Genomic DNA, 15,185 nt, shown 5'->3' on the forward strand with positions numbered 1-15,185 from the left:
AGAGCTGTTAAGGAAGCCGTATGATTGACGCTGAGGTGAGTATTGAGATTCCGTTTCATGATGTTGATGTGATGCGAGTTGCTTGGCATGGCCATTATGCCAAATATTTGGAAATAGCCCGTTGTGAGTTATTCGAGAAGTTTGACTATAACGTTCCACAAATGGAAGCTTCCGGTTATGCGTGGCCGGTGATCGATATGCGCATTCGTTATGCTCAACCGCTACGGTTTAAACAGAAAGTTAGAGTAAAGGCAACGTTGGTTGAATGGGAACACCGTTTGAAAGTTAATTACCAGATTAGTGATGCCGAAACAGGTAAACGACTGACGAAAGCCTATACCGTACAGGTTGCGGTTGATATGAGTAGTGGGGAAATGCTTTATGTGTCGCCAGATGTTGTGTTACAAAAATTGGGATTAGCATTGTGATTAGAGGGTGGCTGTTATCTGCTTTTATGGTTTTTTCGACTGTCGCTTGGTCTGCAGATTATAAGTTGTTGGAATCACTGACAACGGCTCCAGAAACATTACATGGGCAGTTTACACAGGTTAAATTTGTTCAAGCCTTGGATGCTCGGTTTGAGTCTTCGGGGCGTTTTGACTATCAACGAGACCGTTCTATTCGGTGGCATACCCTTAAACCCATCGATAATCTATTAACCTTGACGCCTAGGAGTATTTCAAATCAACAAGGGGATACCGTGCTGTCGCGTCTTGATAGTCAGGATAATCCAGTGGTAGCGGTTTTTAGTGATATCTTTTTTGGTGTCATGACTGCTCAATGGCAAACACTTGCTGATTATTTTGAGATGGATGTTCAAGGGTCAAAGCAACACTGGACTGTGACGCTGTCCCCGATTGATCAAAATGTTGCACAGGTGGTCGCGAGGGTCGAACTCAGTGGTGATGAGTTGCTACGAAAGGTGCTGCTGTTTGAAGCGACAGGGGATCAGACGACCATTATGTTTCTCGATCCACAACCATGAAACAGCTGTTATACCGAGCGCGTCTGATCGCGCTACTATGGCTCATAATTGTTATCGGAGTGATTTTAGCGGCACTGAGGCAGGGGCCTGCGTTTGATACCAGTCTGATGGCGCTTCTGCCGACCACCGAACAGCGACCAGAGATTAGTCAAGCGGTCGAAAAGTTGAGTGCTGACTTTTCGGGGCAGGTGTTGTTAGTGGTTGCTGCAGACGATCGAGATATCGCCCGTCAAGCGGTCGCTGTTGCAGCGCAACGGTTAGCGGCTTTGTCTGATATTGCCCGTGTCGATTGGCAATTAAATGACACGACTATCATGAGTAATGAGCTTTACCCTTTTCGTTTTAACGTCTTGAGTAACACCGTACGTAATCGACTGTTAGCCGGACAAGGACAGCAGCAATACCAATCGGCTTTGCAGCAATTATTTAGTCCTTTATCGGGGCGCGCTTTAGACCCTATTCGAGATCCTTTTGGTCTTTATCATGACCTACAGATGACCCGCCAATCCGCTTTGCAGATAACCTTGGAACAGGGCCTGTTTCGGTTGACGGGTGCTGATACGCCCGCTTATCTGATTCGTCTTAGTTTGAATTATGACCCATTCTCATTACCTATTCAGCAACGGGTATTAGGGGTGGTTGACCCTCTTGAGCAAGAACTCAACTTGCAAGGTGCTCAGCTTTATCGTTCAGGTTTAGTCTGGCATGCAGCGGCTGGCGCGCAGCAGGCTAAAAATGAGATATCGACGATTGGGTTAGGGTCGTTAGTCGGTATTGTGCTGTTGATCTTGTTAGTGTTTAAGCGTGTAAACGTACTGGCAGCTGTTCTGCTGCCTATTTTGATCGGTTGCCTGATGGCGGGTGCGGTGACGTTGTTAACTTTTGGCAGAATCCATCTGATAACACTGGCATTTGGTGCAGGGTTAGTAGGAGTCTCTGTTGACTATGCGTTACATTTTATTTGTGAAAGGCAGACGACCGCTGCTGACCGAGTGGTAAAAAAGTTATTTGCTGGTTTGTTTTTAGGGTTGGCTTCAAGTGTTATCGCTTATGCTGCATTGGCATTAGCTCCGTTTCCCGGATTACGCCAGATGGCCGTTTTTTCTGTTACGGGGTTAATTGCAGCCTGGTTGACGGTGTTGTTGTGGTTGCCATTGATGAACCGTAAAGCATCCTATAAAGCGCTTCCTGCGGCTGTTCTATTAAATCGGTGGCGCATGCGTTATCCACGTTTGGAGTCTCAGCCATTGTTGTTGGCCTGCATCGTGATTGTCGGGTTGATCAGCGTAGTGATCATAAGCCAGGGGGAGCCTCAAGATGATATTCGATTATTGCAAACCTCTTCCTCTGAGCTTTTGAATGAAGATCGTCGGGTACAGCAGTTACTTGGTAATAGTAGCAGCGCCGCGTTTATTCTAGTGACGGGGCAAAGTATTGAAACAGTGTTGCAAAGAGAGGAAAGGCTGCTGCCTCAGCTTGATGAAATGGTTGAGAGTTCTCAATTACAGGGTTATCAAGCATTGTCGCAAATGCTTCCTTCACTGCAACGACAATCTGAAAATAGTGACTTAGTGCGCGCTTTATATCGGGAGTATCTACCTAGAGTCGCGACGATACTTCATTTTTCTGAGGAACAACGCCAGAGCGCTAACGAAGCGCTAAAGCAGCAGTTGAATCAACAATTGACCCCTGCGGACTGGCAGGGATTAGGAACCAGTGAAGGCTGGCGTCAATTACTCATCAGTGATACGCCTGGAGAAGCAGCGAGCGTTATTCGTTTGAAGGGGCTGAGTTCCGACTTAAAAAGTCAGTTAAACGAATTAGTTAATAGTGAACCAGGGATTTATTGGGTTGATCGTGTTGCCAGTATTAGTGATCTGCTATCGGATTATCGGCAGCAGATTATTCAGTGGCTGCTATTGGCTTATGGTTTGGTTGTGCTACTTCTGGCAATACGTTATCGGTATGATTTATGGCGTATTATTTTGCCACCATTATTAGCGTCATTACTGACTTTTGCGGCATTAATACTTAATGATGGTGGCTACAATCTATTTAACCTTATCGCATTAATGTTGGTATTAGGTATCGGCCTAGATATGGGTATTTTTCTCTATGAGGCGGCAGATAATAATCATACTTGGTTAGCTGTCAGTCTATCGGCTATCACCAGCTTATTGGCGTTTGGTTTATTAACCTTCAGTAAAACCCCTGTCCTTTATCATTTTGGCATTATTGTGTTGCCCGGGCTCTGTTTGGTCTGGCTGATTGCACCGTTGATGCGTAAGTTACAACCGGAGATTGAAGAATGACTGTTTCACAAGGATGTTACGACATCGTAGTTATTGGTGCAGGACCATCTGGAGCAGTGGCCTCATCATTACTGGCGGATTATGGTTACAACGTTCTCGTGTTAGAGAAAGAACACTTTCCGCGATTTTCAATCGGTGAGAGTCTGTTACCACAAAGTATGGAGTTTCTTGAGCGTGCAGGGATGCTGCAAGCAGTGATTGAGGCTGGGTTTCAGTATAAAAATGGCGCCGCATTTTCTCGTGGGAGTGAGTATGATTGTTTTGATTTTCGTCAGAAATTTAGCTCGGGTTGGGGAACGACCTACCAAGTACAGCGCGAGCGTTTTGATAAAATTTTAGCTGACTGTGCCAGTGCGCATGGTGTTGATGTGCGTTACGGCCAAACAGTTGTAGCTATCAACTCGACAACAGAAGGGGTGCAGGTCGATGTTGCATCTCAAGACGGTTCTCTCTTTCAAGTTAAAGCTAAGTTTATTCTTGATGGTAGTGGTTTTGGGCGAGTTTTACCGCGGCTAATGCAGTTAGAAAAAGCATCAACGCTTGCGTCAAGAGTGTCGTTGTTTACCCATGTTGCAGATAATATTAGTGATAGCGGTTTTGATCGAAATAAAATATTGATTACAGTTCACCCAGATCATCCCGCGGTTTGGTATTGGTTGATCCCTTTCAGTAACGGTAGAGCGTCGGTTGGTGTGGTATTGCCAAGAGAGTTGTTTTCCACAATCGATGGTTCTGAAAGTGAAATACTGCAGCGTTTTATTGCTGAAAGCGCTATGTTAAATGACTTTCTGGTAAATGCAGAGTTTGATACCCGTGTTGGTATTATCGATGGCTACTCCTGTGATGTTGAAAGTCTTTACGGTGATAACTTTACCTTGTTAGGTAATGCAGGAGAGTTTCTTGATCCCGTTTTTTCCTCTGGAGTCACTATTGCGTTGAAGTCAGCATCTTTGGCTGCAGATGTGGTGCATCGTCAGTTACAGGGGCTTGAACCTGATTGGCAAACCGAGTATTCAGATCCTCTTATGCAAGGGGTCAATACTTTCAGAGCCTTTGTCGAAGGTTGGTACGATGGTCGATTACAGGATGTTATTTTTGCAACGGATAAGAGTGATCAGGTTAAAGATATGATTAGTTCTATTCTGGCTGGGTACGCATGGGATATTAAAAACCCCTATGTTCGAGTGCCTAGCCGTTTGACCACCTTGGCGGAATTATGTCGACAATAACGAAGCTATCCATGTCTATGTTAAATCTTCATAGGGGATTACGTAGCGCGAGCTTGTCGGTGTGCGTGCTGTTGTTGATGACCGGGTGCAGTGTCTTTAGTCCAAGTGAGCGCCCCGCGGAGATGGTATTACTACAGCCTGCTGACGGGCCACTTCCGGTATTGCTAACGCAGCGAGTGTCGTTAAATAAGTGGGGGCAGCAACAGCAGTTTATTGCGATCGGTCGGTTTACTTATCAACAGACAAAACTCGTTGCTCTTTTACCAACAGGGCAGCAGTTGCTCTATCTTGAATTTGATGGAGAGGAGCTAACGCAACGTACTGCTCCCTCGGTTGAGCTACCAGGTAAAGAGATCTTGGCGTTGATTCAGTTCGCACTGTGGTCGGACGAGGCTCTACATAATAGCTATCGCCCTGAACAGGGCTGGGCCTTAGAATTAACCGATCGGCGACGACAGTTGCTCTATAACGATAAAGTTTTGCTGGATGTTCTATATGCTAAGCAGCAGGTGATCATCGATAATCAATTGAAAGGATATCAGGTGATGATTGAGACTCTTGAACAGAAGGATCTGACACCTTGAAACGATGTTACCTTAATGCGATGGCAACACTCAGTGCGATGGGTAATTCGTCTGAACAGGTCTGTAAGGTCCTTAAATCGGGCCAGTCGAGATTAACTCAAACAGACCGGTTTAGCTTAGGTCGATCGCTCCCTTTGGGTTTGTACGAGGGTAAATTACCCGATATTTCGTTTGTCGAGCCTAAATGGCAGAGTCGGAATAATCGTTTTGCCCTAGCGGCGATATGCCAGATGCGTAATGAAATTGATGCTGCCGTTCGACGCTATGGGGCCAGTCGAGTTGGGGTCGTTATCGGAACATCTACCTCGGGTATTGGCGATAGCGAAAATTTTCTTATTCAGCGGGCTAAAAGCGGACAGGTACCCGAGGGATATGATTATGGCCTGCAGGAGATGGGCGCCACTGCAGCCTTTGTGGCAAAGCAGCTGAATGTAAGTGGACCGGTATTTGGCATTTCTACGGCATGTTCTTCTGGCAGTAAAGCGCTTGCTTCTGCTCGGCGACTATTGCGGTCAGGTATTTGTGATGCCGTGATTGCAGGGGGGGTTGATACCCTTTGTCACCTGACAGTACAGGGTTTTTCTGCGCTAGAAGCGGTGAGTGAGCAGCCTTGTAATCCGTTTAGTCGTCACCGTAATGGTATTAATATCGGAGAAGCTGCCGCTCTGTTTCTAGTAACAGGCGAGGCGCAAGGCGTTGAGCTAATTGGGGTTGGGGAAAGTTCTGATGCCCATCATATTTCTGCTCCAGACCCTACCGGAGCAGGAGCTGTGAGATGTATGTCTGCGGCGTTAGACGATGCTGGTATTACTGCAGAAAAGATTAGTTATATCAACCTCCATGGTACGGCGACAGCTTTGAATGATCAGATGGAAGCGCGTGCGGTTGATGAGGTGTTTGGGGCAGAGGTGCATTGCAGTTCCACAAAGCCGTTTACGGGGCATACATTAGGGGCCGCAGGTGCGCTTGAGGCGGCGATTTGTTGTTTGGCATTAGAAGAAGGGTTTATGCCTGTGCATCATTGGGATGGCGCTTTCGATCCTGAATTACCCATGATTAATCTTGTGGCCGAGCCAAACACCGGTCAGGTGCCAAAGTATATGCTGAGTAATTCCTTCGCTTTTGGTGGTAATAATATATCTCTGATATTAAGGAGAAGTAATGAAGTCTGAATATCAGGTAGCTGACTTAGTACCTCACTCTGGGCAGATGAGTTTGTTAACCGAAATAACAGGTTACGGAGACGATTGGTTGACGGCTCAGGTTACTATCAATGAAAACTCCATCTTTGCTGATGCCAGAGGTGTGCCTTCTTGGGTTGGTCTTGAATACCTGGCTCAGGCAATAGGAGCCTTCGCAGGATTGCAGGAAAGACTTAAAGGCGAAGCGCCAAAACTGGGTTTTTTATTGGGTACTCGTAAATATATTTGTAGTAAAGACTACTTTGTTCAGGGTGACCAACTGGTATTAAAAGTCATTCGGAATATGCAAGCTGAGAATGGATTGAGCGCCTTTGAGTGCCACCTGCAAGGGAGTGATGTTACTGCTAGCGCCAGTCTAAACGTCTTTCAGCCTGAGGACGGGGAACAGTTTTTAAAGGATGCGAGTGAATGAAAGGTACAGTATTGGTAACAGGCTCAAGTCGGGGTATTGGTAAAGGAATAGCACTGAGGCTTGCTCGGGATGGTTATGATATCGTGCTACATTGTCGAACTAAGCGAGAAGAAGCTGAACAGGTGGCGGCGCAAATACGAGATATCGGGCAGCAGGTAAGAATCTTGCAGTTTGATATTGCCGACCGAGACCAAACTCGAGAAGTTTTAGAGCAAGATACCGAGTCATTTGGTGCTTACTACGGTGTTGTGTGCAATGCAGGTGTCGCCCGTGATAATGCTTTTCCTGCTATCCCTGGTGATGAATGGGATGAAGTGCTGAGAACTAACTTAGATGGTTTTTATAATGTTCTTCATCCGGTCATTATGTCGATGATACGGCGACGTAAACCCGGTCGAATTGTCACGCTATCATCGGTTTCTGGTGAAATGGGTAATCGTGGCCAGGTGAATTATAGTGCGGCAAAGGCAGGCATCATTGGCGCGACAAAAGCGTTGGCTGTCGAATTGGCAAAGCGGAAAATTACCGTTAACTGTGTTGCGCCGGGTTTAATTGAAACTGAAATGACCGAACAGTTGGTATTGGATGAGGCAATGAAGATGATTCCGATGCAGCGCGTTGGTAGTGTCAATGAAGTGGCCGGGACTGTTAGTTTCCTTATGTCTGATGATGCTGGGTATATTACCCGACAGGTGATTTCGGTAAATGGTGGAATGTATTGATGAAGCGTGTTGTTGTTACAGGTATGGCGGGTTTCTCTCCGGTAGGGAATGACTGGCAGACGATTAAGAAAAATTTGCAGGATGTGAAAACCGGAATCGTCAGAATGGATGATTGGGATATCTATGACGGCCTTAATACCCGCCTAGCTGGACCTGTCGCTGAGTTTTCAATGCCTGCACATTATAAGCGAAAAGACCTTCGAAGCATGGGGAGAGTGGCTCAGTTTGGCGTCTACAGTACTGAGTTGGCATTGGCTGATGCCGGTTTATTAGGTTCTGCCGAATTAGGGCAGGGGCAGGTAGGTGTTGCCTTTGGTTCTTCTGCGGGAGACACCAACGCCTTTGTTGATTTCGGTCGAATGTTGATCAATCAATCCTCGGATGGTTTGAACGCCAACTCCTATGTGAAAATGATGGCACATACCGCGCCGGTTAATATTGGCGTTTATTTTGGCCTTCGTGGCCGAGTTATTACTACCTCAAGTGCATGTACATCTGGAAGCCAAGGAATCGGCTACGCCTATGAAGCCATTAAGTATGGTTTGCAGCAAGTCATGATTGCAGGAGGTAGTGAAGGGTTATGCGCTACAGAGGCTGCTGTCTTCGATACTTTATTTGCCACCAGTGTTGCCAATGATACGCCTGATAAATCGCCTCGCCCCTTTGATAAGGATCGAGATGGGTTGGTGATTGGTGAAGGGGGAGGCGCGCTTATTCTTGAAGAGCTAGAGCATGCTCTGGATCGAGGGGCGGCTATTTATGCTGAGATCGTTGGTTTTGGAACCAACTCCGATGGGCAGCATGTGACTCAGCCGAATGCTGAAACGATGGAAGCTTCGATTCGATTGGCGCTCAGCGATGCTAAGCTATCTGCCAGTGATATCGGTTATATCAGCGCCCATGGTACCGCAACCAGTCGTGGTGATGTCGCTGAAAGCCATGCAACCGCGGCCGTCTTTAGTGATACGACCCCGATCAGTTCACTCAAGAGTTATACCGGCCATACACTGGGAGCTTGTGGTGCTCTAGAGGCTTGGACTGCCATCGAAATGATGAACGACGATTGGTTTTGCCCAACTGCAAATCTCACCCATGTAGACTCAGAATGCGCCACTCTTGATTATATTATGACTGAAGGTCGAAGCATCCATACTGACTATGTCATGAGTAATAACTTTGCCTTTGGGGGGATCAATACTTCGCTTATATTTAAGCGCTGGGAGTAGTTGAGGCAGTGGATATAAAAAATGAGACTCTTTCGTAAAAGGACATAGTTAACTATTGCCTTGTGGATAAAAGGAACAACATTAATGTTGCTCCTTTTTTCGATACTGCTGCCGTTACAATGTTAGTCTTTTAGTGCTTTGACTATCGCCGGGTTGTTAAATAAACGAGAGACCTTGGTTTCAAACGCCGATACTGCAACACGGGAATTTTGTCCTTGGAAGCCGGCTCCGGAAATTTTTTCCTTTCCCGTTGAGCGTGCTGATGCAGAGGCTATTTCTCGACCTTCTTGATCCTTTACTTGTAATTCAAGATCATAAATAAGAGCAATATTCATCATGACATCTGTCTTCCATTCAGAGACAGTTAGAATAATATTTTTTTGTTGACCGTTATTTTTGATGACGTTGGCAACCATGGAAGTATCTGGGGATGAAAAATAAAGCTTATTAACCTGAAACCCTGATTGAACCAGTGAGCGTTCTAGCACGTCAGACATATCTTCGGTTAAAGGCTTGCCACTACTGGTTGTGACCTCAAATGGGTTACCAAACCCTCCTCGTTGAAGGCCAATGAAGTTGGCACTTTTATCACCGTTTATAACGTAACTTCTATTATCAATGACACCTAAGCTTACTTTGTCTGTTCCTTTGATAGGCAGAGAAACATCCGCTTGTTGGTAGTCATATTGATTCCCTACTGCGCAGCCTGTTAGAAAGGATAAGCATAAAAGAGCAATAGAATATTTAAATAATCTCATTGGGATACTACCTTGTTGGCTCTAAAAATATCATTCAAAACTTCATCGACCATCTCTTCAGGGCTTTTTCTTGCAAGTGATGTACGGAATGATCTACCGGTGGCAAACTGATAGTTAGTTTCAGGGTCTCGGAAGTTAATATTCAATTCAAGCATGTACATAGTAAGGTCCCACATCCACTTGTCTTGATATTCAACAATGACGTCAACAGGATGGGATGGCGTTTTATTGGTTCCACTGGATGCGTCTAAGCCCATAGAGTTAAGTTTATTAGCTATAAGTTTTTCAATACCTCGATTATCTTTTTCAAATTTGACGACATGAAATGATTTCATTTTTGAGATATCTACTTGAGGATCTACATCAGATATTAGTTTTGTGTTTGCACAGCCAGCGAGCAACATCACAAATATTGCAGTTATGAAGGGTTTAATGATACGGCGCATAAAAACATCCTTATTTTATAAACGTTAATTATTGAAGCTAGTCAGGAATAGAATCCATATTAAAATGAATACCTTAGAGCAAAGCTGATAATAGTCTAATCGGAATGTGCTTAACAAGGCTTCGAGATTGATGTTAATACTTATTTTGGTGAATGTTTTATGTGATTGGGGTCTTAGGGCGACTTGATAATTTAATGCTTTAGCTAAGAAAGAAAAAAGCCAGCATCGCTGCTGGCTTTTGTTAACGCGGTATATGGCGTCTATTAGAGACGTAGTGCGCCGTCGACTTCGATGCAACGACCGTTTACGTAGTCGTTTTGCAGGATGAAGGCAACAGTATTAGCGATCTCTTGAGGCTTACCTAAACGCTTAGCAGGGATAGTCGCTTCGACTTTTGCTAGTGCTTCAGGTTTCATGCTCAGTACCATTTCGGTACCGATAAAGCCGGGAGCAATAGATGCTGCACGAATGCCGTAGCGGGCCAGTTCTTTCGACCATGTTACAGCCATCGCTTGAACACCGGCTTTAGTGGCCGTGTAGTTCGTTTGACCCATGTTACCACTGCGTGAAATAGACGAGATGTTGATAATACAACCTTGGTTGCCTAGCTCAATCATCTTGATTGCCGCTTCACGGCCACAGAGGAAGGTACCGGTCAAGTTAACATCCATAACCAAGTTCCAGTTGTCGAGGCTCATTTTGCTGACAACTTTGCCTTCTTTAACCTTGATAAACAGACCATCACGGGTGATACCAGCGTTGTTAACCAGTCCATGCAGGGCGCCAAAGTCGGCTGCCACATCGTTGAACAGTTTAACAACAGAATCTTCGTCAGAGACATTAGCTATGTAGCCACGGGCTTCTACACCAAACTCCGCGCACAGAGCAATAGTTTCATCAAGACCTTCCTGATCCAGATCAGCGAGGGCTAACTTCGCGCCTTTTTCTGCGAGTTCCAGTGCCATGGCGCGACCTAAACCGCGGCCGCCGCCGGTAATAACGATTACTTTATCTTTCAGTTCCATCAGTTTTACTACCTTATCTTCTATATTTTATTTTCTTTTTTATTATGGCTCTTTTTGTGCGTTGCAAAATGCTTTGGGTAAGAACTTATAACGCTTCTGCAAAAAAGTCCACTGAATAAGGCTCTTGTTGTTTAAAGTCTTTAATAAACAATGGCTTATAATGTCAACTTTTTGTCCTTTTTTGCTTGGGTGGTAGTCCCTTAGACGTAAAAGTATGCGCTTATGTCCGTGCTTTTGTATAGTTTTTTAGTCGTAATGCTGCAAATGCGATTAGTTTTTTTGGGTTGAAAAAACGGGAAGAGTCCCTAACTATATTGAATGTTCAGTGTTTTTTCTGATTGCCTCTGCGATTGATATGTATCGTTGAGGTCTTTTTTCATCTGTGATGGACTGCCTAGGAAGATGTGAAGCATAGGATCGATGGTTTTTTGCCGATGCAATAGGCTGTTTATCGTTTCCCTTACCTTTAGCAGACACAGGATTGGAGCATTATGCGCTTTCTTCTACTGCTTTTTATTGTTATCCCGGTCATTGAGATAACGGTTCTGATTAATGTCGGCCAGGCGATCGGCGCTTGGTATACCGTCGGGCTAGTGTTGTTATCGGCCTTTATCGGGGTGAATATGCTGCGCTATCAGGGGCTGTCTACTCTCGCTCGGGCGCAGGAACGAATGAATGCTGGGCAGGTGCCCGGTAATGAGATGGTCGAAGGTATCGTGCTGGCGGTGGGCGGTGCTTTGCTGCTAACGCCGGGTTTTGTTACCGATGTTATCGGCTTTTTTTGTTTGATTCCCTTCACTCGTCAGTGGCTTGCGCGTCAGGTGATGAGCCGCTTTACCGTCGTGGCGATGTCGCATCGGCAAGATAATCCAGACGTGGGCGATTCGCTGCATCATCGTCAGTATCCGCCACACCACTCGGATGGGGGTAAGCCTGGCGATATTATTGATGGTGATTTTCGTCGCGAAGACTAAAAATATTTTCACTCGGGGTGTTGAAATGTCTTTTGCTGCCCCCACTTAGTGTGTCATCCAAGGATTTGTAGCAACGCTTTGTTGCTGCACTTTATAAAACAAAACTGACTTTTTTTGATCAACGGATCAGGAGAGAGATTCAATGAAAATTCGTCCGCTTCACGACCGTGTGGTTGTTCGCCGTAAAGAAGAAGAAGCAACTACTGCCAGTGGTATTGTGCTGCCAGGTTCTGCTGCTGAAAAGCCTAATCAAGGTGAAGTTCTCGCTGTAGGGACTGGTCGTATTACCAGTACCGGTGAGATCCAAGCTTTAGATGTTAAGGTTGGTGACACTGTGCTGTTTGGTCAGTATGCAGGTTCTAATACCGTTAAAGTTGACGGTGAAGAGCTGCTGATCATGAACGAAAGCGATATTTACGGTGTACTGGAAAGCTGAGTGTAAGCTTCTAGTAAGAATTTCTGATTGAATTTTTTTAGACACAGGATTTTTAAAAATGGCTAAAGAAGTACTGTTTGGTAACGATGCTCGCGTACGTATGCTAGCGGGTGTAAACATTCTGGCTGATGCAGTTAAAACCACATTGGGGCCAAAAGGTCGTAACGTTGTTTTGGACAAATCATTCGGCTCTCCTACCGTCACTAAAGATGGTGTGTCTGTTGCAAAAGAGATCGAGCTGAAAGATAAGTTCGAGAACATGGGCGCTCAGATGGTTAAGGAAGTTGCTTCCCAAGCCAATGATGTTGCTGGTGACGGTACCACAACGGCGACTGTTCTGGCTCAGGCTATCGTTAACGAAGGTTTGAAGTCTGTTGCTGCTGGCATGAACCCAATGGATCTGAAGCGCGGTATCGATAAAGCCTCTGCTGCGGTTGTTGAACAGCTGCGACTGATGTCTGTTCCTTGTGCTGACGGTAAAGCGATCGCTCAGGTCGGTACTATCTCTGCTAACTCTGACGCTCACGTGGGCGACATCATCGCTGAAGCGATGGAAAAAGTTGGTAAAGAAGGTGTTATTACCGTTGAAGAAGGTTCAGGTCTGGAAAATGAACTGGACGTTGTTGAAGGTATGCAGTTCGATCGTGGCTACCTGTCTCCTTACTTCATCAATAACCAAGAAAGCATGAGTGTTGAGCTGGAAAGCCCATACATGCTGATTGTTGATAAAAAAGTATCTAACATCCGTGATCTGCTACCGATTCTGGAGCAAGTGGCTAAGACTTCACGTCCGCTGCTGATTATCGCTGAAGATGTTGAAGGCGAAGCGCTGGCAACTCTGGTTGTTAACAACATGCGCGGTATCGTTAAAGTAGCTGCTGTTAAAGCACCTGGTTTTGGCGATCGTCGTAAAGCGATGTTGGAAGATATCGCTATTCTGACTGGCGGTACTGTGATCTCTGAAGAGGTTGGTCTGAGTCTGGATACTGCAACGCTTGAGCAGCTGGGTCAGGCTAAGCGCGTTACAATCACTAAAGAAAGCACGACTGTTGTTGACGGTGTTGGTGAACATGCCGGTATCGAAGCACGTGTTTCTCAAATCCGTGCGCAGATGGAAGAAACGTCTTCTGACTACGACCGTGAAAAACTGCAAGAGCGTGTGGCTAAATTGGCCGGCGGTGTTGCTGTCATCAAAGTCGGTGCTGCTACCGAAGTTGAGATGAAAGAGAAGAAAGCTCGCGTTGAAGATGCGCTGCATGCAACTCGTGCTGCCGTTGAAGAAGGCGTTGTACCTGGCGGCGGTGTTGCACTGATCCGCGCAATGGACAATGTTGGCGCGCTGCAAGGCGACAACCATGATCAGACTGTTGGTATCGAGCTGGCTTTCCGTGCTCTCGAAGCGCCACTGCGTCAGATCGTTGGTAACGCGGGCGAAGAAGGTTCAGTTATCGTTGCTAACATCCGTGAAAAAGGCACAGGTAACTTCGGTTACAATGCTGCTACCGGTGAATACGGCGATATGATCCAGATGGGTATTCTTGATCCAGCTAAAGTAACTCGTTCTGCGCTACAAGCGGCAGCATCGGTTGCGGGTCTGATGATTACTACTGAAGCGATGATTGCTGATGAGCCATCTGAAGGCGGTGCTGGTATGCCTGATATGGGCGGCATGGGCGGTATGGGTGGCATGGGCGGAATGATGTAATCCATCCCACCTAATTAAGCCTCGCTTATAAGAAAGCCCCGTGTTCTGCACGGGGCTTTTCTTTTGGCAAAAAAGTACTCAGATAGTGTAATATCGACATTTCTGAACTGAAATAATGGCCTTATAGAGAGTTTCACATGCGCGATCAGGATAAAGATCTGGAGCTTCCGAGTTTTGGCCCGGCAGAACGGGAGTTACATATTAATGCGCCTGGCGAGCATTCCCAGCCAGAGCCACCGGCTAACGGTAATCGTCATCCTAGCCCTAGGGACGATGCACAGAAGAAGTCTTCAGGTGGTAGCGCGCTGAGTTATCTGATTATTTTGTTATTAGCCGTGGCCGTTGGTGGTTTGGCCTATTGGAGCTTTCTGCAACATCAGCAACTGTTAGCGCTTGAGGCGGAACGGGTTGAGGTTGATGAGAAGATCATCGAATTACAGAAGTTGTTTTTAGTTGCCGGAAATAGTGCGGCGCAAACCGGTGAAACGTTACAGAGTCAGGTTGAGAAGCAGGCTTTAACAACCCAAGAGCAGTTTGTTAAGTTGAATGCGGGTGTGGCTAAGTCTCAATCTGAGATTGCTAAATTATGGGTGGTCGCTCACCAACAAAATGCGCCCAAGCTCGCTAAGTTGGAAACACAGTTAAAAGGCGCCTTAACGCAAGTTGAGACACAAACAAAAGCGTTGAGTGATGTTAGTGGTCAGCTGTCACAGCTAGAGAAGAAGCTAACCGCGGCGACAGCAAAAGAGAGTGACAATGCTAAGCAGGTTGCCGCCGTTAGACAGAGCGCCTCAGCATTGAGTACGGAGTTCCAGATACTGACGGAATCAATTGAACGTCAACAAGCGGAGCAGGGCAAAGCGATGGCGGCCTTGTCTAAGCAGGTTGCGGCTTTGAAGAGCGGTCAAGGGAGCGCTGCAGGACTTGAACGGCGTGTTAGAGTCAATGAGCAAGCGGTGAAAGCGATCGATGGCTCTCGTTTGGTGATGAATAAAGAGTTGCTGCAGATTAGGCAGAAGTTAAATAACTTGCAGCTCAAGGTTGAAAGGCTGTAAGGGTTAATCTGTGTTCTCACTAGGTTTGTTGAACTTGATCGCCGGTGTTGAGATTGCGCCGGTGATATTCGCGCAAAAATGGTGTGAGGTGATGATTCAGCGTACTCTTGTCAT

16 protein-coding genes are annotated in these 15,185 nt (G+C 46.1%); 13 read left to right on the forward strand and 3 right to left on the reverse strand.

Features of this window, described 5'->3' with window-relative positions:
- Positions 1–20 precede the first annotated feature (20 nt).
- The 9 genes from EH243_RS09765 to EH243_RS09805 are packed head-to-tail and all read left to right on the forward strand — an operon-like array spanning position 21 to position 8,672.
- On the forward strand, positions 21–428 hold the full coding sequence (locus EH243_RS09765) for an acyl-CoA thioesterase (protein ID WP_126158466.1): 408 nt from the start codon (positions 21–23) through the stop codon (positions 426–428).
- Positions 425–985: a LolA family protein gene (locus tag EH243_RS09770; RefSeq protein ID WP_164549087.1), complete on the forward strand. Its 561-nt coding sequence runs from the start codon at positions 425–427 to the stop codon at positions 983–985. The genes EH243_RS09765 and EH243_RS09770 overlap by 4 nt, the downstream gene beginning before the upstream one ends.
- The gene (locus EH243_RS09775) at positions 982–3,297 is read left to right on the forward strand and encodes an MMPL family transporter (protein ID WP_126158468.1); all 2,316 of its coding nucleotides are present in this window, start codon (positions 982–984) and stop codon (positions 3,295–3,297) included. The genes EH243_RS09770 and EH243_RS09775 overlap by 4 nt, the downstream gene beginning before the upstream one ends.
- Positions 3,294–4,526: an NAD(P)/FAD-dependent oxidoreductase gene (locus EH243_RS09780; RefSeq protein WP_126158469.1), complete on the forward strand. Its 1,233-nt coding sequence runs from the start codon at positions 3,294–3,296 to the stop codon at positions 4,524–4,526. Before EH243_RS09775 ends, EH243_RS09780 begins: the two co-directional genes overlap by 4 nt.
- Positions 4,527–4,537: 11 nt before the next feature.
- Positions 4,538–5,110, forward strand: coding sequence for a DUF3261 domain-containing protein (locus EH243_RS09785; protein WP_164549088.1), 573 nt, complete (start codon positions 4,538–4,540; stop codon positions 5,108–5,110).
- On the forward strand, positions 5,107–6,282 hold the full coding sequence (locus EH243_RS09790) for a beta-ketoacyl-ACP synthase (protein WP_126158471.1): 1,176 nt from the start codon (positions 5,107–5,109) through the stop codon (positions 6,280–6,282). Before EH243_RS09785 ends, EH243_RS09790 begins: the two co-directional genes overlap by 4 nt.
- Positions 6,272–6,724 carry a hotdog family protein gene (locus EH243_RS09795; protein WP_126158472.1) on the forward strand — a complete coding sequence of 151 codons (453 nt, stop codon included), beginning with the start codon at positions 6,272–6,274 and terminating at the stop codon, positions 6,722–6,724. The genes EH243_RS09790 and EH243_RS09795 overlap by 11 nt, the downstream gene beginning before the upstream one ends.
- Positions 6,721–7,446, forward strand: coding sequence for a 3-ketoacyl-ACP reductase FabG2 (locus EH243_RS09800; protein ID WP_126158473.1), 726 nt, complete (start codon positions 6,721–6,723; stop codon positions 7,444–7,446). The genes EH243_RS09795 and EH243_RS09800 overlap by 4 nt, the downstream gene beginning before the upstream one ends.
- Complete coding sequence (locus EH243_RS09805) at positions 7,446–8,672, forward strand: beta-ketoacyl-ACP synthase (RefSeq protein ID WP_126158474.1); 1,227 nt, start codon at positions 7,446–7,448, stop codon at positions 8,670–8,672. Before EH243_RS09800 ends, EH243_RS09805 begins: the two co-directional genes overlap by 1 nt.
- Positions 8,673–8,794: 122 nt before the next feature.
- Here EH243_RS09805 and EH243_RS09810 read toward each other — a convergent pair whose 3' ends face one another.
- From EH243_RS09810 to EH243_RS09820, 3 genes are all read right to left on the reverse strand, one after another.
- Positions 8,795–9,430 carry a hypothetical protein gene (locus EH243_RS09810; RefSeq protein ID WP_126158475.1) on the reverse strand — a complete coding sequence of 212 codons (636 nt, stop codon included), beginning with the start codon at positions 9,428–9,430 and terminating at the stop codon, positions 8,795–8,797.
- A complete protein-coding gene (locus EH243_RS09815; protein WP_126158476.1) occupies positions 9,427–9,876 on the reverse strand; it encodes a hypothetical protein in 450 nt (149 codons plus the stop codon). Before EH243_RS09815 ends, EH243_RS09810 begins: the two co-directional genes overlap by 4 nt.
- Positions 9,877–10,139: 263 nt before the next feature.
- Complete coding sequence (locus EH243_RS09820) at positions 10,140–10,901, reverse strand: SDR family oxidoreductase (protein WP_126158477.1); 762 nt, start codon at positions 10,899–10,901, stop codon at positions 10,140–10,142.
- A gap of 491 nt (positions 10,902–11,392) precedes the next feature.
- Between EH243_RS09820 and EH243_RS09825 the strand changes: the two genes are divergently transcribed.
- The 4 genes from EH243_RS09825 to EH243_RS09840 all read left to right on the forward strand — a co-directional run bounded on the left by EH243_RS09825 (position 11,393) and on the right by EH243_RS09840 (position 15,071).
- Complete coding sequence (locus EH243_RS09825; RefSeq protein WP_126158478.1) at positions 11,393–11,875, forward strand: FxsA family protein; 483 nt, start codon at positions 11,393–11,395, stop codon at positions 11,873–11,875.
- Between the two features lie 142 nt (positions 11,876–12,017).
- On the forward strand, positions 12,018–12,311 hold the full coding sequence (locus EH243_RS09830; RefSeq protein WP_126158479.1) for a co-chaperone GroES: 294 nt from the start codon (positions 12,018–12,020) through the stop codon (positions 12,309–12,311).
- A 58-nt stretch (positions 12,312–12,369) separates the two neighbouring features.
- The gene (gene groL / locus EH243_RS09835) at positions 12,370–14,016 is read left to right on the forward strand and encodes a chaperonin GroEL (protein ID WP_126158480.1); all 1,647 of its coding nucleotides are present in this window, start codon (positions 12,370–12,372) and stop codon (positions 14,014–14,016) included.
- Between the two features lie 137 nt (positions 14,017–14,153).
- Positions 14,154–15,071 (forward strand): hypothetical protein, encoded by a 918-nt coding sequence (locus EH243_RS09840; RefSeq protein ID WP_126158481.1) that lies wholly within the window; start codon positions 14,154–14,156, stop codon positions 15,069–15,071.
- Positions 15,072–15,185: the final 114 nt, after the last annotated feature.

The organism is Amphritea opalescens, from assembly GCF_003957515.1.
GTDB classification, from domain to species: Bacteria; Pseudomonadota; Gammaproteobacteria; order Pseudomonadales; family Balneatricaceae; genus Amphritea; species Amphritea opalescens.

Bases quoted from the DNA above. Each gene is read 5' to 3' on its own strand.
- EH243_RS09785 (WP_164549088.1), top strand. From the start codon at position 4,538: ATGTCTATGTTAAATCTTCATAGGGGATTACGTAGCGCGAGCTTGTCG.
- EH243_RS09780 (WP_126158469.1), top strand. From the start codon at position 3,294: ATGACTGTTTCACAAGGATGTTACGACATCGTAGTTATTGGTGCAGGA.
- EH243_RS09775 (WP_126158468.1), top strand. From the start codon at position 982: ATGAAACAGCTGTTATACCGAGCGCGTCTGATCGCGCTACTATGGCTC.
- EH243_RS09820 (WP_126158477.1), bottom strand. From the start codon at position 10,901: ATGGAACTGAAAGATAAAGTAATCGTTATTACCGGCGGCGGCCGCGGT.
- EH243_RS09830 (WP_126158479.1), top strand. From the start codon at position 12,018: ATGAAAATTCGTCCGCTTCACGACCGTGTGGTTGTTCGCCGTAAAGAA.
- groL (WP_126158480.1), top strand. From the start codon at position 12,370: ATGGCTAAAGAAGTACTGTTTGGTAACGATGCTCGCGTACGTATGCTA.
- EH243_RS09815 (WP_126158476.1), bottom strand. From the start codon at position 9,876: ATGCGCCGTATCATTAAACCCTTCATAACTGCAATATTTGTGATGTTG.
- EH243_RS09800 (WP_126158473.1), top strand. From the start codon at position 6,721: ATGAAAGGTACAGTATTGGTAACAGGCTCAAGTCGGGGTATTGGTAAA.
- EH243_RS09810 (WP_126158475.1), bottom strand. From the start codon at position 9,430: ATGAGATTATTTAAATATTCTATTGCTCTTTTATGCTTATCCTTTCTA.
- EH243_RS09840 (WP_126158481.1), top strand. From the start codon at position 14,154: ATGCGCGATCAGGATAAAGATCTGGAGCTTCCGAGTTTTGGCCCGGCA.
- EH243_RS09825 (WP_126158478.1), top strand. From the start codon at position 11,393: ATGCGCTTTCTTCTACTGCTTTTTATTGTTATCCCGGTCATTGAGATA.
- EH243_RS09805 (WP_126158474.1), top strand. From the start codon at position 7,446: ATGAAGCGTGTTGTTGTTACAGGTATGGCGGGTTTCTCTCCGGTAGGG.
- EH243_RS09795 (WP_126158472.1), top strand. From the start codon at position 6,272: ATGAAGTCTGAATATCAGGTAGCTGACTTAGTACCTCACTCTGGGCAG.
- EH243_RS09765 (WP_126158466.1), top strand. From the start codon at position 21: ATGATTGACGCTGAGGTGAGTATTGAGATTCCGTTTCATGATGTTGAT.